Genomic DNA, 21,917 nt, shown 5'->3' with positions numbered 1-21,917 from the left:
TGATTGCTTCACTTTTACTTCATGCCCACTTTAAAATTACACCTAAGGAGGTCCTAACATGACCCTTTCAATAGTAGTACCATGCTACAATGAAGAAAAGGTGCTTCGTGCCTTTTATTCAGAGACTTCTCTTGAAATTCATAAATTAACTACCGATTATGAATTTGTTTTTGTTAATGATGGTAGTAAAGATGATACATTAAATATTTTACGTGATTTAGCTAGTGCAGATTCATCGGTACACTATATATCATTTAGTCGAAACTTCGGAAAAGAAGCTGCAATGTTAGCTGGTTTAAAATATGCTACAGGCGATGCAATTGTTATTATGGATGCTGACTTACAACACCCTCCTACGTTAATAAAAGAATTGTTAGAAGGATATAACGAAGGCTACGACCAAGTCATTGCAAAAAGAACAAGAACTGGTGATTCACCTGTTCGCTCTTTCGTCTCTCGTCTTTACTATAAGGTGATGAATAAGTTTGTAGATATTGAATTAGTAGATGGTATTGGTGACTTTAGACTTTTAAGTCGAAGAGCAGTGGATTCTTTAGTGTCTTTAAGTGAATACAACCGATTTTCAAAGGGTTTATTCTCTTGGATTGGTTATAACGAATTAATCATTGAATATGAAAATGTATTACGTTCTGATGGAGAAAGTAAATGGACCTTCTCGAAATTATTAAATTACGGAATTGATGGTGTAATTTCATTCAATAATAAACCGTTACGTCTATCTATATATCTCGGATTACTAACAACCATTTTAGGACTTTTATACGTAATCACTACGTTCGTTCAAATCATCCTTGGTGGTGTGGAAGTTCCTGGTTACTTTACTCTCATTTCCGCTATACTATTTATTGGCGGTATTCAACTCATATTCCTAGGTGTGATTGGTGAATATATCGGTCGTATTTATTATGAAACAAAACGTAGACCGCATTTTATTGTAGCTGAAAAGAAAGTTAGTGAAGTTAAACAAAAGGCATAACCAAAAAGTTACTTCTGTAGGTAGAAGTAACTTTTTTATATACTAACATTTACAAACACTTCTTTTGAAAAAATATACATTTTGAAATGATGGCATTATATGAAAGAATTTAGTATCATGATTCAAGGTACTATTTCAAGTTGGACGGAGGATACTATGAGCTTATTAACAGTTGAAAAATTAGGACATACATTTGGCGATCGTACATTATTTAAAGATGTATCTATGCGATTATTAGCAGGTGAACACGTTGGATTAGTTGGTGCAAACGGTGTTGGTAAATCAACATTCATGAATATCATTACTGGTCAGCTTATTCATGACCAAGGTCGCGTAGAATGGACACCGGGCACACATTATGGCTACTTAGATCAGCATACTGTTTTAACGCCTGGGCGTACAATCCGTGACGTACTAGCGGATGCATTTTTACCGTTATTCGAAAAGGAAAAAGCTTTAAATGAAGTTACAGAAAAAATGGGAACTGCTACACCAGAAGAACTAGAAGAACTTCTTGAGCAAATGGCAGAAATACAAGATGCACTTGAAGCAGGTGGTTTCTATTTACTAGATATGAAAATTGAAGAGGCTGCACGTGGTCTTGGAATTGATGCAATTGGTTTAGATCGTGATGTTTCAGCACTAAGTGGTGGACAACGTACAAAAGTATTGCTTGCAAAGCTATTACTTGAACAGCCAGAAGTGTTATTGCTTGATGAACCTACTAACTATTTAGACGTTGAACATATTCATTGGTTAACAAATTATTTGAAAGAATACCCACATGCATTCTTATTGATTTCTCATGATACGGAATTTATGAATAAATGTGTTGATGTTATTTTCCATCTAGAATTCACAAAAATGACACGCTATACAGCGACATATGAAAAATTCCTAGAACTAGCAGAAATCAATAAAAATCAACATATAAACGCTTATGAAAAGCAGCGCGAGTTTATCAAAAAGCAAGAAGACTTCATTGCAAAGAACAAGGCTCGTTATTCAACGACAGGTCGTGCAAAGAGTCGTCAAAAACAACTTGATCGCATGGAACTTATTGATCGCCCAGAAACAGCGATTAAACCTGAATTCTCATTTAAAGAAAGTCGCGCAAGTAGTCGCTTCGTCTTTGAAGGTGAAAATGTAGAAATCGGATATACGCATCCTCTACTACCAAAGCTATCAATGACGATTGAACGTGGTGAAAAAATTGCTATTGTTGGATGTAACGGTGTTGGTAAATCAACGTTGCTAAAAACAATCTTAGGTAAAATTAAACCTTTAAGCGGTAAAACAAGTCTTGGTGACTTCTTAGAGCCTGCATACTTTGAACAAGAAGTTAAAGCTGATAATATAACACCAATTGATGATGTATGGAATACATTCCCTGGCCTAGACCAGCATCAAATTCGTGCGATGTTAGCAAAATGCGGATTAAAAAATGAACATATTTCTCGCCCATTAAGTCAATTAAGTGGTGGAGAACAAGCAAAAGTTCGTTTATGTAAGCTAATGGGTGAGGAAAGTAACTGGCTATTATTTGATGAGCCGACAAACCATCTTGATGTTACAGCAAAAGCGGAACTTAAGAAGGCTATGAAAGCATATAAAGGAACAATTCTCCTTGTATGTCACGAACCGGACTTCTATGAAGATTGGATCACAAAAGTTTGGGATGTTGAAGAATGGTCTCAAAATAGTAAGTAGTCTTTAAGAAAAAACTCCTTGTGTAGACAAGGAGTTTTTTACTTATTTTTATTAAGAATTTTTTATATTGTAGTATCCTATAAGGCGTAATCGAAATTCTTTTAATTCCGGATACGCCTCTAAATTTGCTAACATACCTCTAATTACCGGAATTCTTGGATTAAGCAATCGTATTTCCGCCTCTAAAACATCTAATGTAACCAACAGCTCATCATCCTCTAATTGATCAGCTAAAGTGCGCTTAAATACAATAATCTCTTTTAAAAAATGTTCTTTAACTTGTTCCTTAATAAGCTCTGATTTACAAAGGAATTCTCCAAGCTTTTCTTCATGTAAAATAGGTTCTTCCGAAGATTCTACTAAGCCATCTACTAAATTATCTACTCTTTTTAAAATAAAAGCAGCTACATACGATAAATCAATTTCTGGTGCTTGTAAAATAATTAATTCTAAATACCCACGGCATATGCCTTCTACCATAATTACTAAATCCAATAAATATGGCATAACCTTTTCACCATAAATGGACAATAAACTATTCCGATAAAATGCATGAGACTCTAACTTCATCCGCATCATAAATTCTTCTACTTCTTTATTAAACGGAATCGCATTTTCTCTCGCATGCATAATAATAAATTCTTTATGCTTTTGTATATCATTAAACTGACAATGTAATTGTTTTGCAAATTTTTCACGTGGTAATAAAGACTCTTGTTCAATATCCAGCATTTTCTTTTGGATTTTGTCATAATAATATCGAAGTGTCGCTAATAAAAGCTCATCTTTCGATTTAAAATATAAGTAAAAAGCTCCCTTAGATATACCACTAGCTGTCACAATTTCCTGCACTGATGTCGCATTTACACCCTTAGTAGCAAATAACTTCATAGCCGATTCTATAATTAAACGCTCTTTTTCTTTCATATCTTCTCTCCTAAATTTAATCTCGCATCTTATTATAAATGTATTATACCATCTCTTTTTATTGACGATTGACCGAACGGTCAGTTATATTATGTATTAGACTGACCAGTTGGTCAATATAATAAAAAGGGAGCGCAAACATGAACAAAATCATCAATTTCTCGTTAAAAAATAAGTTCGCAGTTTGGCTACTAACCATTATTGTTACTATTGCGGGGATCTACTCTGGACTCAATATGAAGCTGGAAACAATCCCTGATATTACAACACCGATTGTGACAGTAACTACGGTCTATCCTGGTGCTACACCAGAAGAAGTAGCTGATAAAGTTTCAAAGCCGATGGAAGAACAACTACAAAATTTAAGCGGTGTTAACGTTGTGAGTTCATCATCTTTTCAAAACGCATCTTCTATTCAAGTAGAATACGATTTTGATAAAAATATGGAAAAAGCAGAAACAGAAATTAAAGAAGCTCTCACAAATGTAAAACTCCCAGAAGGTGTTAAAGATCCTAAAGTTTCACGAGTAAACTTCAATGCCTTTCCAGTTATTTCGTTAAGCGTGGCAAGTAAGAATGAATCTTTAGCTACCTTAACTGAAAATGTAGAAAAAAATGTTGTACCAGGATTAAAAGGACTTGATGGTGTTGCATCTGTTCAAATTGCTGGCCAACAAGTAGATGAAGTACAGCTTGTCTTCAAGAAAGATAAAATGAAAGAACTAGGACTAAGTGAAGATACCGTAAAAAATGTGATTAAGGGATCGGATGTATCTTTACCACTTGGCTTATACACATTTAAAGACACGGAAAAATCAGTTGTTGTAGATGGCAATATTACAACGATTAAAGCGTTAAAAGAACTTAAAATCCCAGCTATACCTTCCTCACCTAACGGTCAAGGTAGTCAAAATGCTGGCGCTGGTGCACAAACGCCGCAAATGAATCCAGCTGCTATGAACGGGATTCCAACAGTTACATTAGACGAAATTGCTGACATTAAAGAAGTTGGGAAAGCAGAATCTATTTCTCGAACAAATGGAAAAGAAGCAATTGGAATTCAAATTGTGAAGGCCTCTGATGCAAATACAGTTGATGTTGTAAATGCAGTAAAAGATAAAGTAAAAGATCTTGAGAAAAAATATAAAGATTTAGAGATCATTTCAACATTCGACCAAGGTGCACCTATTGAAAAATCAGTTGAAACAATGCTGAGCAAAGCAATTTTCGGTGCTATCTTTGCGATTGTTATTATTATGCTGTTCCTACGAAATATTCGAACAACGTTAATTTCTGTCGTTTCAATACCACTTTCTTTATTAATTGCTGTTTTAGTCATAAAGCAAATGGATATTACGCTTAACATTATGACACTTGGAGCAATGACCGTTGCTATAGGCCGTGTTGTCGATGACTCAATTGTTGTTATTGAAAATATTTACCGACGTATGTCGTTATCAGAAGAGAAATTACGTGGAAAAGATTTAATTCGTGAAGCTACGAAAGAAATGTTTATCCCAATTATGTCTTCCACCATTGTAACAATTGCTGTATTTTTACCGCTTGGACTAGTAAAAGGTATGATTGGTGAAATGTTCTTACCATTCGCCTTAACTATCGTCTTCGCTTTATTAGCATCATTACTAGTAGCAGTTACAATCGTACCGATGCTAGCTCATTCCTTATTTAAGAAAGAGAGCATGAGGGAAAAAGAAGTACATCATGAAGAAAAACCAAGTAAATTAGCAAATGGGTATAAACGCATACTTGCATGGGCTTTAAATCACAAAATTATTACATCAAGTATCGCTGTCCTTCTATTAGTTGGTAGTCTTGCACTTGTACCAGTTATCGGTGTAAGTTTCTTACCTTCTGAAGAAGAAAAAATGATTATTGCAACATATAATCCTGAACCAGGTCAAACGTTAGAAGACGTTGAAAAAATTGCAACAAAAGCTGAGAAGCACTTCCAAGATAATAAAGACGTCAAAACAATTCAGTTCTCATTAGGTGGAGAGAATCCAATGAGTCCTGGTCAATCAAACCAAGCAATGTTCTTCGTGCAATATGATAACGACACGAAAAACTTTGAAAAAGAGAAAGAACAAGTCGTTAAAGATTTACAGAAGATGTCTGGCAAAGGCGAATGGAAAAACCAAGACTTCGGAGCAAGTGGCGGTAGTAACGAAATTAAACTATACGTTTATGGAGATAGCTCAGAAGACATTAAGCCTGTCGTAAAAGATATTCAAAATATCATGAAGAAAAATAAAGACTTAAAAGATATAGATTCTAGTATTGCAAAAACATATGCAGAGTACACTTTAGTCGCAGATCAAGAAAAGCTGAGTAAAATTGGCTTAACGGCTGCTCAAATTGGAATGGGACTTTCTAATCAACATGATCGCCCTGTTCTGACAACAATTAAAAAAGACGGTAAAGATATCAATGTATATGTAGAAGCTGAAAAACAAAATTATGAAACAATCGATGACTTAACAAATCGCAAAATTACAACACCACTTGGTAATGAAGTAGCTGTGAAAGATGTTATGACTGTAAAAGAAGGTGAAACATCGAATACAGTAACACACCGAGATGGACGTGTTTATGCAGAGGTTAGTGCCAAATTAACATCTGATGACGTTTCAAAAGCATCTGCTGCAGTACAAAAAGAAGTAGATAAAATGGATCTTCCTTCTGGTGTAGATGTTTCTATGGGCGGTGTTACTAAAGATATTGAAGAATCATTCAAGCAACTTGGCTTAGCGATGTTAGCTGCGATTGCCATTGTATACTTCGTTCTTGTCGTTACATTTGGTGGTGCCCTAGCACCATTCGCAATTTTATTCTCGCTACCATTTACAATTATTGGGGCTCTTGTTGCCTTATTAATCTCTGGTGAAACATTAAGTGTATCTGCAATGATTGGTGCGCTTATGTTAATCGGTATCGTTGTAACAAACGCAATCGTGCTTATCGACCGCGTTATTCATAAAGAAAATGAAGGACTATCAACACGTGAAGCTTTATTAGAAGCTGGTGCAACACGCCTTCGTCCAATTTTAATGACTGCAATTGCAACAATCGGTGCTCTTATCCCGCTTGCATTAGGATTTGAAGGTAGTGGCTTAATTTCTAAAGGACTTGGCGTAACGGTAATTGGTGGATTAACAAGTTCAACGTTATTAACACTTCTTATTGTTCCAATCGTTTATGAAGTATTAAGCAAATTTAAAAAGAAAAAAACAAAATAACAAAAAAATAACCTCGCTAACTGCGAGGTTATTTTTTATTTCCAAACAAGATTAGGAAATCGCCATAGCCTTCTTTCTCTAATTCCTCTTTTGGAATAAATCGAAGAGCTGCGGAATTAATACAGTAACGAAGGCCATTTGGTCCTGGACCATCTGGAAATACGTGCCCAAGATGTGAATCTCCTTCTTTACTTCTCACTTCTGTACGTGTCATATTATGACTCACATCCATCTTTTCTTTCACACTTGCTGACATCACTGGTTTTGTAAAACTAGGCCATCCACATCCACTATCAAATTTATCTAGAGAAGTAAACAACGGCTCACCTGAAACGATGTCTACATAAAGACCTTCCTCTTTATGGTTCCAATACTCATTTCGAAATGGTGGTTCTGTACCATTTTCCTGTGTTACATAATACTGCATCTCATTGAGTTTTTCTTTTAAATGAGCATTATCCTTTGGCCAATGTTGCTTAATAAAAGCATCTCGTCCTGAGCCTTTACGATATAACTCATAGCGGAATGTGTTTTTCTTATGGTATCCTTGGTGATATTCTTCAGCTGGATAAAATGTAGCTGCTGGTAGTATTTTTGTCGCAATTGGTTTTGAAAAGCGTCCACTCTGCTCAAGCTCTTCTTTTGAGGCCTCTGCTTTTTTATGTTGTTCTTCATTATGATAAAAAATCACCGTTTCATAAGACTGTCCGCGGTCGTGGAATTGTCCACCAATATCGGTCGGATCAATTTGTCTCCAATATATATTTAACAATTCCTCATACGGCATTTTATTTGCATCAAATGTAATTTGTACTGCCTCATAATGTCCCGTCGTTTCTGAACATACTTCTTTATACGTTGGATTCTCTTTATGACCACCTGTATAGCCAGAAACAACCTTTATAATCCCTTCCATTTCTTCAAATGGCGAAACCATACACCAGAAGCACCCTCCAGCAAATGTAGCCAATTCTACCTTTTCATTTACAGCCATTACTTCACCCCTATTCTATGTTCTGCTTACAGTATGGCATAAGAAACATCATATTATAAAAGAAAAAGCACCGAACATCGATGCTTTTTCTTTACTTCACTTTATTTTTTCCAACATCCTTCTCCATTTCATCACTTGTCACGTCTAAAACATCTAATAAGAAGATGAAGATTGGAATACCGATAATTAATCCCCATACACCTAAGAAGTGTTCTGAGAAGATTAATACCATAAATGTATAGAAAATCGGTAAATTTGTTTTTTGCGACATAAACTTCGGGTTTAATACGTAACTTTCAAGCGCATGAATCACTGTTACGATAACCAAAATATAAACAACGTACATGATACCGCCAATATTGTAAGCAATCATACAAAGTGGGAATAACGAAATGATAACCCCCGCTACTGGAATTAAGCCAAGCAAGAAAATCATTAACGCTAAACCTAATAATTGCGGGAATCCTAATATCCATAATGCGATAACTGAAAGAACACAGTTAACAACAGCAATTAAAAATTGCGCTTCGATTACCTTTCCAAATGAACGTGCAAATTTCTTTCCGAAGTACTCAATTTCAGTATAGAAAATTGCAAGCCTGCTTTCTTTAAACTTTGCAGTAAAACCGACAATACGAGATTTTTCTAATAAGAAAAACAAACTCAAAATTAAAGAAAGTAAAACTTGAAGGCCAAATTTACCAACATTCGTAATCGATTTATACAAAATGTCTACGCCTTGTCCTACATATTTAGAAAGCTCCATATGATTGACAGCATTAACTGCATACTTAATTAGTTCACTATCTGGTGGGTTTCTTAAAAATACATTGAATTGGTAAATCAGTTGTGAAATTTGTATCGTCAATACTGGTAAATATTTAAATAGCGTAATAGCAATTCCACCAATTAACATTACATATAGAAATGCTATAATAATTTTTCGATTAATAGGCATGAAATGATCTAATTTGCGTGAAATAAACTTTTGGAATCGATCCATTAAATACGTGAGAATAAACGTAATTAATATTAAATTCAACATACTTTGCAGCCCGTATAACACGAGAGCAAGTATTACTAATACGAGTAACCTCTGAAATCCTTTGCTTTGAAACAGGTTTTTTATTTGCATAATCGACGAATACTCTCTCCTGTCCTATAAACTAAAACGTTAATAAGTAGATTTCTCTCTCTTTTCTACTTTTAATTATTCATTCATATTAAGATTTTTATAAACTCATTATATGCCTACCTTACCAGGTATATAGTAGCCTACTTCTTATTTTACAATACAATGACCTAATTCAAAACGTATTCTACATAGTATTAATGAAGATTTAAGGAAACTTACATTTTTTAATAGGTCTTACCACTACTGTAACATAAAAAGCAAGCTATCAGTAGAAATCTGTTCTACAAATAGCTTGCTTTTCTTATTTTTTAAGTAAGTTTTACTATCCAATGAATGGCATGAACATTGGGATGACAACTACTGTTACAACCCCAACTACCGTTACAGCAATACTTGCCATCGCTGCCTCTACCTCACCCATTTCAATTCCTACTGCAACTCCTAATGCATGACCCGCTGTTCCAAGTGCTAAACCTTTTGCAATCGGATGTTTCACTCTAAATGTTTTTAAGAATAATGCTCCTAATGCGTATACGATAACTGCGTTGAAAATAACTGCAAACGATGTAATTGCTGGAATACCACCAATACTTTCTGAAATTGGTAACGCAATTGCTGTTGTTGCTGCTTGTGGTAGCATTGAATTCATTACTGCTGTATCTAAACCGATTGCTTTTGCAACAATGAACACGACAATTACTGAGCAAATAGATCCAACCACGATAGCCGATAAAATTTGCCACCAATATTTTTTCAACTTATCAACTTGTTTATATAGTGGGATAGCGAATGCAATTGTTGCTGGCTCTAAGAAGAAACTAATCATTTTTCCGCCAGTATTATATTCTTCAAAAGTAAAGTTACCTACCTTTAGAAATACAATCCCTAATACCATCGCTACGAATAATGGTGTAAATAGGAAGAACCCTTTTGAATGCTTGAATAATAATGTTCCGATTCCGTATGCGATTAATGAAACGACGATTCCGAAATATGGAGTCATTGTGCTTGCCATTTTCATTACCTCCCAACAATATATAAATACAATGGTTACGCAACCTTTCCGTGCTTGCGTCCTTTATTTACTACTTTCAATTCTTTTGTATCTTCTGTTTCTTTTTCATCTTTTCCTAAAATAAATTGTGCAAATAATCCTGTTACAGCGAGTAAAATAACTGTCGCTACAACAATTACAGTTAAAATTTGTACAAAGTATTGCCCCATTACACCAAGAGAATTAATAACTGAAATACCTGATGGGACGAATAAGAATCCAATAATACCTGTTAAAGCTGTTCCGAGTGATTCAACTTGCTCCAATTTAATAACTTTTAAACATAATAGACTAAATAAAATAACTAACCCGATTACCGATGAAGGCATTGGAATTGGTAAATGTGTTGCAATAATATTAGAAATTAACATAATAGCTGAAAATATGAATGCTTGTGATAAGAAACTATATACTTTTTTCGTACTCATTTTGGCCACCTCTTTCGATTTGGTACCTTTATTGTATAGAATATAACCGCCTAAGTAAGCGTTTACATAACGGAACGTCAAATATACAGAATCAGTTACAAATATAAAAGGATGAAATACAAAAGCTGCTCCTTAAATACGAAGCAGCTTCTTGAGTTCTTTTGCATATGTACGACTAACAGGTACTTTTGATCCTTCTTTCATAATTAAATTATAAGTAGAGTTAAACCATGGCTGAATTTCAGTAATATGATTAATATTTGCAATAAAGCTACGATGAACACGCATGAAACTTACTTGCGGCAACTTCTTTTCCAAAATCACAAGTGTATCGTGTGTTACATATGTTTCCCTCATTGTTTTTACTGTCACTTTTCCGTCCACAAGTCCTACATATACAATATCTTCAATATTAACAAGTACGATTGATTCTTCAATTGGTAATGCTAATTTATGCATCTCTACTGTTACATCTGTCCCCTTTATTTCGTGCTTCGTTTCTATTTGCGATTGTTTTTGTTTTTTATACTTCTTTAATGTCTGCACAATACGCTCTTCATCAAATGGTTTTAAAATGTAGTCTAACGCATCTACTTCAAATGCTTGCAGTGCATATTGATCATAGGCAGTAGCAAATACAATTGCAGGTGGATTTTTCATCTTCTTTAATATATTGGCGATTTCAAATCCGTTATCATCGGATAATTGAATATCTAAAAACACAATATCTGGTCTACTTTGCATTAGTTCTTCTAATGCGTCTTCCACACAATCAGCCTCACCAATTATCTCAACTTCTTTCGTTCTCTCTAATAAATACTTTAGTTCATCACGTGCTAACATTTCATCGTCAACTACTAATACTTTTAACAATCTGTTCTTCCTCCCCTACTTTTTTTGGAATAACAAAAGTAATCTCTGTCCCCTCATTTAATTCACTTTCGATATGAAGCATCGTTTCTTTTCCAAATAATCCAATAAGACGTTCATTAATATTATATAAAGCTGTTCCAGTCCCTTTCTTTGACGAAACTACCATCTTTCCTAATTGTTCTAAACGTTCTTCCTCAATTCCCTGTCCATTATCTTTTACTTCAAAATGAACCATACCTTCTTTTTCAAAAACATGCACTTCTACTTCACATACTGGTTGCTTCTTCGGAAAAGCGTGTCGCAATGCATTTTCAACCAATAGTTGAAGAACAAATGGTGGTACTAAAGTTGTCTTTAGCTCGTCCTCAATATACATCTTTACCTCATACTTATTTGGGAACCTTGCTTGTTCTAAGGATAGATATGCCTGTACATGGTTTAATTCTTGTTCTAGTGGAATCAATAACTGACGTGCCCCTTGCAAATTACATCGGAAATATACGCTAAGCTGTAATAATAACTTCCTTGCTTTTTCTACATCTGTTCGGCATAAAGCTGATACTGTATTAATCGCATTAAATAAAAAGTGCGGGTTAATTTGCGCTTGTAATGCTTTTATCTCTGCATCTTGCAATAATTTACTTTGCAACTCAGCTTCTCCTAACTCTAACTGCGTGGAGAATATTTTTGCTAACCCTTCTGCTAATTCTTCTTCAACGCGACTTAACTGGTTAGGATTTTTAAAATACAGTTTTAATGTCCCTATCGTATTTCCATGCGAAGTTAGTGGAATAACAATCGCCGCTTGCAAAGGGCATCCTTCATGTTGACAATTAATGACCTCACGTGATTTTGCTTTCATTATTTGCCCTGTATGTAAAACTTCTTTCGACAAACCAGTTATTAAACTATGTGAAGGAATATGGTGATCTGATGCTAATCCAACATGAGCTAATATTTTCTCTGTATCTGTTAAGGATACCGCATCTGTTCCTGTAAAACGGTGAATAATTTGTGCCACATGCTTACATGATTCTTCTGTTAAGCCTTGGCGAAAATATGGTAACGTTTTATCTGCAATACGTAATACCTTATGAGTCTGAAGTGCCTTTGCGTTCTCTTCCTGACGCAAAATAGCTTGTATCATAGAAAGTAAAATAAAACTTCCAAAACTATTTACAAGGATCATTGGTATCGCAATTGTTTTCACAATGCTCATTCCATCCTCTACAATTAATAGGATCATAATCATTTCTAAAGAAACGATAAAAACACTTAAAATCGCTGAAAACTTAGGAGTAATTGTACGATTATACTTTTTGAAAATGTATCCAATATACCCCGTTATAACACCTGCTAAAATTGACGAGATTGCACAACTTAGAGCTGTCGTCCCTCCAAGCATATAACGGTGAATACCAGCAATTGATCCTACCCCAATTCCGACGATAGGACCACCAAGCAATCCACTAATTCCAACACCCATAATACGTGTATTCGCAATGGTACTCGATGATGAAACACCTTGTAACCAATTTTCATTCATAATCGTATTTCCTGCTATTTCAATCCCAGTGTAATTGCTTACAATTGTAAATACCGAAAAAATACAAATAAGCTTAAGCTTATCTACATAGCCATCCTGTTTATGAAGGAGGCGTCTGAAAGTTTTAATATGAGAGAGTAAAAATCCTAAAATAACTATAAGTCCGACTCGTTCAATCATCATGAGTACTAAATTTAGCATCTTTGATTCATTCCTTTTTATTTAGTTAGTTTTATTATGGGAAAATAATGAAGTCGGCGTCAAGAAGAACGAAATGTTTTTTGAAATATTTTACACATAATAACTTCCTCTTTATTTGACAATACATATAGAAGAGTGCTAAAAATAAAGTAATATAATACAGTCCTTTAACCCAACCCCGTGAGGTTGAGAAGGAAGTCGGAATACAATATACGTATGTTCTTTTCTTGGGGATACGTATGCTTTTTTGGCCTTCTCATCATATCAGGTGAGAAGGCCTTTTGTTATTCTTCCATAGCGACTGTAGAAAATAAGGAGGAGTAATAATGAACGTCACTACTGATGTACAACAAACAACAGAGGAGACAAAAGCGAAAAGATATAAAACATTATTTGGTTCTGCGCTAGGATATGCAGCAGAAGGTTTAGATATGTTGCTATTATCGTTCGTACTTGTCTATATTTTAAAAGAGTTTCACTTAAGTCCTGTTGAAGGCGGAAACTTAACTTTAGCTACCACAATAGGAATGTTAATTGGTTCTTATTTATTTGGATTTATTGCTGATTTATTTGGCCGTATTCGTACAATGGCCTTCACAATCTTACTGTTTTCACTAGCAACCGCACTCATTTATTTCGCAACAGACTACTGGCAATTATTAATTCTGCGCTTTTTAGTTGGAATGGGAGTTGGTGGTGAATTCGGAATCGGAATGGCCATCGTAACAGAAACATGGTCTAAAGAAATGCGCGCTAAAGCGACATCTGTTGTTGCACTTGGATGGCAATTTGGTGTACTGATTGCTTCACTCCTTCCAGCATTTATTGTCCCACACTTTGGATGGAGAGCCGTTTTCTTATTTGGATTAATTCCAGCTTTACTAGCTGTCTATGTCCGTAAAAGTTTAAGTGAACCGAAAATATGGGAGCAAAAACAACGCTACAAAAAGGAGCTATTGCAAAAAGAAGCTGCAGGTAAATTAACAACTACTGAAGCAGAACAACTAAAACATATAAAAAAATTTCCACTTCGAAAGTTATTTGCCAATAAAAAAGTAACAATTACAACAATTGGTCTTATTATTATGTCGTTCATCCAAAACTTCGGATATTACGGAATCTTCACATGGATGCCCACTATTTTAGCAAATAAATATAACTATACATTAGCAAAAGCAAGTGGCTGGATGTTCATTTCTACCATCGGTATGCTAATTGGAATTGCAATCTTTGGTATTCTAGCTGATAAAATTGGTCGACGTAAAACCTTTGCAATCTATTATATTGGCGGTACAGTATACTGTCTCATTTACTTCTTCTTATTCACAGATTCAACATTATTATTATGGGGAAGTGCATTGCTTGGATTCTTTGCAAATGGAATGATGGGAGGATTTGGAGCAATTTTAGCTGAAAACTATCCTGCTGAAGCTCGCTCTACCGCCGAAAACTTTATTTTCGGTACAGGACGTGGACTAGCTGGATTTGGGCCTGTTATTATTGGCTTACTTGCTACAGGTGGCAACCTACTTGGAGCATTGTCCTTGATTTTTATCATCTACCCAATCGGGTTAATTACAATGCTACTATGTGTACCAGAAACAAAGGGAAAAGTATTAGATTAAACGTAAAAGAGGAAGCATCTCATTTAAGATGCTTCCTCTTTTACGTTTTTATTTATTTTGATTTACTAGCCTTCTGAAATAAGAATGCAGTTTTATCTTCTTCTTTTACAATACCTTGTTTTAATGCTAATTCTCCCGCAACTTTAGGCGCTAACCATAGCATTGGGAATAACAAAATTGATACCGGAACTGCCGTCACCACGATAAACGATTGTAGCGCATTAATACTTCCTTCACCCATATATAAAAGAATTGCTGCAACTGCGCCCATAATAAGCGACCAAAAAATTCGCAAACTAATTCTAGGATCTCCGTCTCCAGTCACTGCCATTGAAATGGAATACGCCATTGAATCTCCTGTTGTCACTACAAATAAAATTGTTAATAAAAGAAATGCTGGTCCAATAATATTAGAAAGTGGCAATTGCCCTGTAATTGCAATCATAGCTGCCGGCATACCAGATTCACTTAATGCGTCCGAGATAGACCCAGGATTCATCAACTCATAAAACACGCCTGATCCACCTAATATAGTAAACCAAAATGTTGTAATAATAGGTGCGATAATTCCAATTGCAACGATGATTTCTCGAATCGTTCTCCCTCTTGAAATTCGACTCACTAAAATTGCCATCATTGGTCCGTATCCAATAAACCATCCCCAGAAAAAGATTGTCCAAGATCCTAACCAACTTGTATCACCACGGTATGTGCTCATCGGTATAAACTCATTTACATAAAATCCAAACGAAGAAACAAACGAATCAATAATAAATCCACCTGGCCCAAATAGTAATATGAATGCCATTAACACAATTGCTAATCTAACATTTAAATTACTTATAATTTGAATCCCTTTATCAATACCTGTTACTGCCGATATGGTAGACACGGCCACCACACAAACAATAATTGCTAATTGAGTAGTAAACACATCAGAAATTCCAAATAATTCTTGTAATCCATAACTTGCTTGTAAACCTAAAAATCCAATTGGGCCAATTGTACCTGCAGCTACTGCAATAATTGCAGCTGCATCAATTATCGTTCCAAGCAGGCTCTTTCTTAATTTTTCCCCAAAAATAGGATATAAAAGTGTTCGAGGTTTTAGCGGCATATCTTTATGATAATGTCCATACATCATAACTACCGCACTAATTGTACCTAAAATCGTCCATGCTAAAAATCCCCAATGCATATAACTTTGTGCTAAAGCAGGCATGACTGCTTCTTTCGTTCCAGCAGATATACCATCATGTATTGGTGGCACCGTCATCAAATGATACATTGGCTCTGCTGCTGCCCAAAAAACGCCACCTCCAGCAAGTAATGTAGACATAATAATAGCAAGCCATTTTGCCGTACTAATCTCAGGTTTTTCTAATCCCCCAAGCTTAACTCTCCCATATTTGGAGAAAGCCATACACATCGCAACAATAAATGTACCTAATAATAAAACTTGCCAGAAGGCACCGAAATATTTAATTGAAAAAGCGAAACTTTTATTAATCGCACTCTCTACATAATCCTTGTTCAAAAAAACTGCAATTACAAATAATAAAAGTGAACCACCACTAATAATAAATACAGGCCAATCAGTTTTTCGACTCTTCATCCTCATTTATACTTCCTCCTTCCTCAGCAATCTAAAAAAACAACTTTATTATGTTTTATTGTTTAAACCTAAAACATAATAATTATATATGCATAACATTTTATCGACTTCCCACATACTTATGTTGTCCCTAAAAATATGCCAAATCCCTTATTAAAAAGAAAAATTCTCTTCCTCTTACATAAAAAAGCAAAACAAAAGACCTTATATTTCTATAAGGTCTTCGAAACAGAAATTTGATTATAACATAAGGTACTCCTTGGTTCAAAAAGCCTCTTCCAAAAATAACCGAGAGTAAAGGCTTCCATTTGCTACATAACAGTAATTAAAAAAAATATATTTTGCAGAAAAAAACTGCACTAAATATTATTTATGAAAGAAATTTGGCTTCAAAATTTCATTCGGATACGGTTTATGATAAATGTGAGTGGTAGCTGGAGATAATGGCGGAATAAGCCATACCCAATTACCTGTTACAACACGACCACAAGCAGCTTCTTGCTTCTCAAATTGCTGAAATTGTTGTGCAGCAGTATGGTGATCAACAATACTAACTCCTTGTTTTTTAAAGGAGTGTAGTACGGCAATATTCAACTCAATTAGCGCCTTATCTTTCCATAAGGTACCGTTTCTCGATGTATCTAAATCCATCATCTCCGCAACAGCCGGAAGTAAATTATAACGATCATGATCTGCTAAGTTGCGCGCCCCAATTTCTGTTCCCATATACCATCCATTGAACGGAGCGGCTGTATAAGAAATACCGCCAATTTCTAAACGCATATCTGAAATCATTGGAACACCATACCATTTTACTCCAAGTGATGAAATAGGGTATTCTGGGTGTTCAATTGGCACTTCTTTTACTTCTTCTCTCGGAATTTCTTTATATGTAGGCGCCTTCCCGTTTATAGAGAACACAAGTGGCAATACATCGAAATTCGTACCTTCTCCTTGCCAACCAAGCCCCTGACAAAAGTCCGTAAATGTAGCGGAATGAGAATCACCAATCACTCCCGTTTCTGTTTTATATCCTGCATATCGAATCAATTGGTGATTATAAATTCTTATATTATTTTCTTCACCTTGATATTGCTTAAAAATCGTAATGGTTGGTTTAACTTTCCCGTCGTTCGTTGCATATTTAATATGATGAATTAATGCATTATATACACCCTCTTCATCATTTACTTCGCGCGCATCTAATATGTGCATCTTACTCCAAAATAGTCTTCCAATACATCTATTACTGTTACGCCATGCCATTCGTGAACCATGAACAAGTTCTTCAAATGTATGCTCATATGTCCCTGTCTTCTCTATCTCAATTTGAATTTCTTTTATACGTTCTTCTATCAATTGTTCTTTATGAAGCTCCTTATAACAAATCGTAATAAAATTACTTGCTTCTTCTATTAATTGTTTCGTTTTACTCATAAACAATCTCCTTCTATTTCAACAAAACCCTGCTACTTTACAGTATAAGCAAAAAGGATAGGAGTCACAAATGAAAGTGAGAGTGTTACTTTTATTGTAATATTTTTCAGAAAATTAATGGACTTACTATTGACTTATATGGAAAATGGGTGTATTTTTGACTCAGGTAAAGTATTTTTACCTAGACCAACTTTTTAAATAGAAAGGAGGTAATGTTATGTCTTCATTTCAATTGCCAAAGCTTTCATATGACTATGATGAACTAGAGCCACATATTGATAGCAATACACTTTCCATTCATCATGGAAAGCACCATGCGACATACGTAAACAATTTAAATGCTACTTTAGAAAATTATACTGAATTACATAATAAATCTTTAGAAGAATTGCTATGTAATTTAGATACTTTACCGAAGGAAATTGTTACAGCTGTACGAAATAACGGTGGTGGTCACTATTGTCATAGTCTTTTTTGGGAAGTGATGAGCCCACGAGGTGACGGTGAGCCTAATGGAGACGTTGCAAAAGTAATTGATTATTATTTCAATACCTTTGACAACTTAAAAGATCAACTTTCCAAAGCAGCTATTAGTCGTTTTGGAAGTGGCTATGGATGGCTTGTTCTTGACGGTGAGGAACTCTCTGTTATGAGTACACCAAATCAAGATACGCCTTTGCAAGAAGGGAAAATCCCCTTACTCGTAATTGATGTATGGGAACATGCTTATTATTTAAAGTATCAAAATAGGCGCCCAGAGTTTGTTACCAACTGGTGGCATACAGTAAACTGGGACCAAGTAAACGAGAAGTATTTACAAGCAATTCAATCACAAAAACATTAGTCGTACGTATAAGGTAAATTTGGTAATGTAAAATCAGTATTGTCGAAATCCTCCAGAATCCCCCGGATTGCCACCGGGGGATTTATGATTACTTCATTGTATTTATATAATGTTTTAAAACATTTTTCATTTCTAGTTTCAGCTCTCGGAACAAAAATCCGAATTCACGAGCCTTTCCATTATGTAATGTACAGTTAGTTACCTCATTATAAGGAGCTATATTTTCCCCAGCTTTCTGAATGAGTGCTTTTATTCCTGTCTTCTCTTCTATGAAATGAATAATTTCTTCCGTAGAAACTACCCCGTTACTACAGGCGTTAATTGGCCCTTTCACATTTTCCATTCCGCACCAAGCTAGAAACTCTCCTGCCTCTTTTTCATGTATAAATGACAAAGTTCCATCTACATGATCCACAACGATAGGTTTTTGGTTCACAATACATTCAACGTAAAATTGTAACCTTTTCGTATAATCGTTTTCTCCAATAACAACTGGAAAACGAACTGCAACAACTGGGAATGTTGCTTGTTGAAATACAACGGCTTCAGCTAATCTCTTTCCTTCACCATAATTGAAGTCATTCCTATCTCCATACGCGATTGCATAATCGTACGGATTAAATTCTTCTTCTGATAAGCTTAGGGCAGGTTCATAGACGGCCATTGAAGATGTCATAACATATTTCTTCGTTTTCCCTCGTAACACTTCACATATTATCTTCGCTGCATTCGAGCTATAGCATAAATTATCGTATACAATATCATAACTTTTTCCTTCTAGACGCTTTTCTAGTAGCTTTCCATCTTCTCTATCAATAATTATTCTTTTTACTGCGCTACCAAAAGAATCTTCAGTAACTCCCCTCGTCGCAATCGTTACATCGTGCTCCTCTTGCAAAAGTGCTTCTACTAAATGTTTACCAAAAAATCTTGTTCCCCCTAGCACCAATACTTTTTTCAACTTCATCATCCCCATTTTAGCAAATTGTAAAATACTACCTCTCTATTATAAGTGCCAACATATAAAAAGCATGGAATTCGTTTAACGATTCCATGCTTTTCTACAGAAAATATATTAACGTACTCGATATTTATAAATACAATAACAGAAGTACAAAATAGAAATTACTGATACATAAACCCATAGTTCATATACAAATCCCTCTCCCCACACTCCCATAAAATAAAAGAGTGAAGGTAAAGTCAATGTTACCCATGATTGTACGAAGGCAATCCTTCCAAGATATTGATTAATGTTCTTCTTTTGTGTATTTAATACAAAGAATAAATACCAAAGTAATGCCCACATAAACCACGTTAACGCATTAACAACATCATGGAATTGAACAAATGAAACAACCATATAGAATAAGGCTATAATTGCTACCCAAATACAAAACCATCCTAGACCACTACTATCCATTCCTTTTATAAAAGTAACACCTACATATAAATAAGTTAATCCAAATAAGAAAGTAGCCGCATATGAATACACTGTCCAATTGCTTTGGTCAGAAATCATGATCAAATAAAACGGAATAATAATTTGTAGTGCACCCACAAATAAATTAAAAACACCCGTACTTTTCATCTCTGCTTTCCCTAATATAACAAGACTATTTAAAAATAAAGCTGCCCCTGAAAGTAATAATCCTACATAACCCATATATATTCGTGTGAAAATCTTTACCTTTCACACTTTTAACCTCCCCACACTATAAAGTGATACTTATATTATTTTTCTTCCCATTTAAAACTACATACATAATTTTTCATTCAAATAAGTCAGACCTCCTACCTCAAAAAGGAGCGAACTTAAAACGCTTTCAATAATAAATAATCCTATTAAAACATGAACTAGGATTCCTTGATTATAAACGGACTCTATCAATGATACAAGTGTTGGAATACTTTTCAATAATACGCTTTCAATTTCTATAAAAAATTAATAAAATAATACATTCCTCTATCTCATTCTACTACCTTCTAGCATAAGATATTGTAAAATCACATCATTTAAAACAGCGAACGTTCTTTTCTAGGTTCGCTAATAAAATTAATAAAAAATGACCTCTTGCTTTTATGCAAAGGTCATTTTTTTATATTCATCATTAAACTTTTAAATAGCCATTTTTATTATTTGATTGCCATTTCCAAGAATCTGCACACATTTCTTCTAATCCGCGTGTTGCCTCCCAGCCTAATTCACGCTTTGCTTTCGATGCATCAGCAAAACATACTGCCACATCACCTGGGCGACGCTCTGTAATTTTATAAGGAACTTTCTTACCCGAAACTTTTTCAAACGCTTCAACCATCTCTAGTACACTATAGCCCATACCTGTTCCCAGGTTATAAGCATCTACTCCCGTTGTACTCAGTACTTTTTCAAGCGCCTTTACGTGACCATTTGCTAAGTCCACAACATGGATGTAATCACGGACTCCTGTTCCATCTTTCGTTGGATAGTCATTTCCGAATACGCTTAATTCTTTTAACTTACCTACCGCTACTTGCGTTACATATGGCATTAAGTTATTTGGGATTCCATTTGGATCTTCTCCGATACGCCCACTTTCGTGTGCACCAAATGGATTGAAATAGCGAAGTAATGCGATACTCCATTCTGCATCTGCAAATGCTACATCACGCATAATTTGCTCAATCATTAATTTCGTTTGACCATATGGATTTGTTGCACTTAATGGAAACTCCTCCGTAATCGGTGACGTTTCCGGGATACCATATACAGTTGCAGATGAACTAAAGATTATCTTCTTTACATTATGTTTCTGCATTACTTCACATAGCACTAACGTGCTTGTAATGTTGTTATGATAATATGTTAATGGAATCGCTACTGACTCCCCTACAGCTTTAAATCCTGCAAAGTGAATAACTGCTTCAATTGCATTTTCTTCAAAAATTGCGTCAAGCGCTTCGCGATTTAAAACATCTTCTTTATAAAACTTAAATTGTTTTCCTGTTATTTCTTTCACTCGATTTATAGATTCTACCGAGCTATTCGAAAGATTATCCACTACTATAACTTCGTAACCGCTATTTAGTAATTCTACACATGTATGACTACCAATATATCCTGCTCCACCTGTTACAAGTATTGCCATAATTATAGTCCTCCATATTTCATTCATTATAAACTTCTCAAAGTATATCACATATTTCTTATCCTATGTTTAACATGCGAACACAGAAACTTACATTTTATCCCATAATAAATTTATAACATATACGATTCTAATCAGGTAATAAA

Annotated in this window: 17 protein-coding genes and 1 pseudogene; 5 read left to right on the top strand and 13 right to left on the bottom strand. The window is 34.8% G+C overall.

Annotated features, from left to right (window positions below; genetic code table 11):
• Nucleotides 1–58: 58 nt before the first annotated feature.
• Both BLT20_RS18125 and BLT20_RS18120 read left to right on the top strand, forming a co-directional pair.
• Nucleotides 59–997, top strand: a complete 939-nt coding sequence (locus BLT20_RS18125; protein ID WP_000175826.1) for a glycosyltransferase family 2 protein — start codon at nt 59–61, stop codon at nt 995–997.
• 156 nt (nt 998–1,153) lie between these two features.
• The gene (locus BLT20_RS18120) at nt 1,154–2,707 is read left to right on the top strand and encodes an ABC-F family ATP-binding cassette domain-containing protein (protein WP_000055410.1); all 1,554 of its coding nucleotides are present in this window, start codon (nt 1,154–1,156) and stop codon (nt 2,705–2,707) included.
• 51 nt (nt 2,708–2,758) lie between these two features.
• Here BLT20_RS18120 and BLT20_RS18115 read toward each other — a convergent pair whose 3' ends face one another.
• Nucleotides 2,759–3,634 carry a TetR/AcrR family transcriptional regulator gene (locus BLT20_RS18115; protein ID WP_000659648.1) on the bottom strand — a complete coding sequence of 292 codons (876 nt, stop codon included), beginning with the start codon at nt 3,632–3,634 and terminating at the stop codon, nt 2,759–2,761.
• Nucleotides 3,635–3,774: 140 nt separating this feature from the next.
• Between BLT20_RS18115 and BLT20_RS18110 the strand changes: the two genes are divergently transcribed.
• Nucleotides 3,775–6,891, top strand: coding sequence for an efflux RND transporter permease subunit (locus BLT20_RS18110; RefSeq protein ID WP_001033490.1), 3,117 nt, complete (start codon nt 3,775–3,777; stop codon nt 6,889–6,891).
• A gap of 28 nt (nt 6,892–6,919) precedes the next feature.
• On the opposite strand, the gene msrB is transcribed toward BLT20_RS18110, so the two are convergent.
• The 7 genes and pseudogenes from msrB to lytS all read right to left on the bottom strand — a co-directional run bounded on the left by msrB (nt 6,920) and on the right by lytS (nt 13,122).
• Nucleotides 6,920–7,372, bottom strand: a complete 453-nt coding sequence (gene msrB, locus BLT20_RS31100) for a peptide-methionine (R)-S-oxide reductase MsrB (protein ID WP_224201069.1) — start codon at nt 7,370–7,372, stop codon at nt 6,920–6,922.
• A 45-nt stretch (nt 7,373–7,417) separates the two neighbouring features.
• Nucleotides 7,418–7,885, bottom strand: a pseudogene (msrA, locus tag BLT20_RS31095) (peptide-methionine (S)-S-oxide reductase MsrA); the annotation flags it as partial.
• 91 nt (nt 7,886–7,976) lie between these two features.
• The gene (locus tag BLT20_RS18100) at nt 7,977–9,020 is read right to left on the bottom strand and encodes an AI-2E family transporter (RefSeq protein WP_001166010.1); all 1,044 of its coding nucleotides are present in this window, start codon (nt 9,018–9,020) and stop codon (nt 7,977–7,979) included.
• Between the two features lie 322 nt (nt 9,021–9,342).
• A complete protein-coding gene (gene lrgB, locus BLT20_RS18095) occupies nt 9,343–10,035 on the bottom strand; it encodes an antiholin-like protein LrgB (RefSeq protein WP_000168869.1) in 693 nt (230 codons plus the stop codon).
• A 35-nt stretch (nt 10,036–10,070) separates the two neighbouring features.
• The gene (gene lrgA / locus BLT20_RS18090; protein ID WP_000104901.1) at nt 10,071–10,502 is read right to left on the bottom strand and encodes an antiholin-like murein hydrolase modulator LrgA; all 432 of its coding nucleotides are present in this window, start codon (nt 10,500–10,502) and stop codon (nt 10,071–10,073) included.
• A 132-nt stretch (nt 10,503–10,634) separates the two neighbouring features.
• Entirely contained in the window at nt 10,635–11,375 is a 741-nt protein-coding gene (locus BLT20_RS18085; protein ID WP_000921843.1) for a LytR/AlgR family response regulator transcription factor, read from the bottom strand.
• Nucleotides 11,353–13,122 (bottom strand): two-component system sensor histidine kinase LytS, encoded by a 1,770-nt coding sequence (lytS, locus tag BLT20_RS18080; protein WP_000933565.1) that lies wholly within the window; start codon nt 13,120–13,122, stop codon nt 11,353–11,355. Before lytS ends, BLT20_RS18085 begins: the two co-directional genes overlap by 23 nt.
• 326 nt (nt 13,123–13,448) lie before the next feature.
• Here lytS and BLT20_RS18075 point away from each other — a divergent pair, with 326 nt between their 5' ends.
• Complete coding sequence (locus BLT20_RS18075) at nt 13,449–14,747, top strand: MFS transporter (RefSeq protein WP_001103412.1); 1,299 nt, start codon at nt 13,449–13,451, stop codon at nt 14,745–14,747.
• Nucleotides 14,748–14,799: 52 nt separating this feature from the next.
• Here BLT20_RS18075 and BLT20_RS18070 read toward each other — a convergent pair whose 3' ends face one another.
• A complete protein-coding gene (locus BLT20_RS18070; RefSeq protein WP_001242442.1) occupies nt 14,800–16,368 on the bottom strand; it encodes a BCCT family transporter in 1,569 nt (522 codons plus the stop codon).
• 360 nt (nt 16,369–16,728) lie between these two features.
• Nucleotides 16,729–17,799, bottom strand: coding sequence for a nitric oxide synthase oxygenase (locus tag BLT20_RS18065; protein WP_000047627.1), 1,071 nt, complete (start codon nt 17,797–17,799; stop codon nt 16,729–16,731).
• A 217-nt stretch (nt 17,800–18,016) separates the two neighbouring features.
• Here BLT20_RS18065 and sodA point away from each other — a divergent pair, with 217 nt between their 5' ends.
• Entirely contained in the window at nt 18,017–18,643 is a 627-nt protein-coding gene (gene sodA / locus BLT20_RS18055; RefSeq protein WP_073339271.1) for a superoxide dismutase [Mn], read from the top strand.
• 88 nt (nt 18,644–18,731) lie between these two features.
• Here the strand turns inward: sodA and BLT20_RS18050 are convergent, their stop codons facing one another.
• The 3 genes from BLT20_RS18050 to galE all read right to left on the bottom strand — a co-directional run bounded on the left by BLT20_RS18050 (nt 18,732) and on the right by galE (nt 21,771).
• Complete coding sequence (locus BLT20_RS18050) at nt 18,732–19,619, bottom strand: NAD-dependent epimerase/dehydratase family protein (protein ID WP_002026638.1); 888 nt, start codon at nt 19,617–19,619, stop codon at nt 18,732–18,734.
• A gap of 99 nt (nt 19,620–19,718) precedes the next feature.
• A complete protein-coding gene (locus BLT20_RS18045; RefSeq protein ID WP_000542578.1) occupies nt 19,719–20,309 on the bottom strand; it encodes an AmiS/UreI family transporter in 591 nt (196 codons plus the stop codon).
• Nucleotides 20,310–20,754: 445 nt separating this feature from the next.
• Nucleotides 20,755–21,771: a UDP-glucose 4-epimerase GalE gene (gene galE / locus BLT20_RS18035; RefSeq protein ID WP_000996541.1), complete on the bottom strand. Its 1,017-nt coding sequence runs from the start codon at nt 21,769–21,771 to the stop codon at nt 20,755–20,757.
• Between the last annotated feature and the right edge of the window lie 146 nt (nt 21,772–21,917).

The organism is Bacillus sp. cl96, from assembly GCF_900100505.1.
GTDB lineage: Bacteria > Bacillota > Bacilli > Bacillales > Bacillaceae_G > Bacillus_A > Bacillus_A cereus.
Note: the sequence above shows the minus strand (reverse complement) of the source record. Positions and strands in the feature narration are given on the sequence as shown.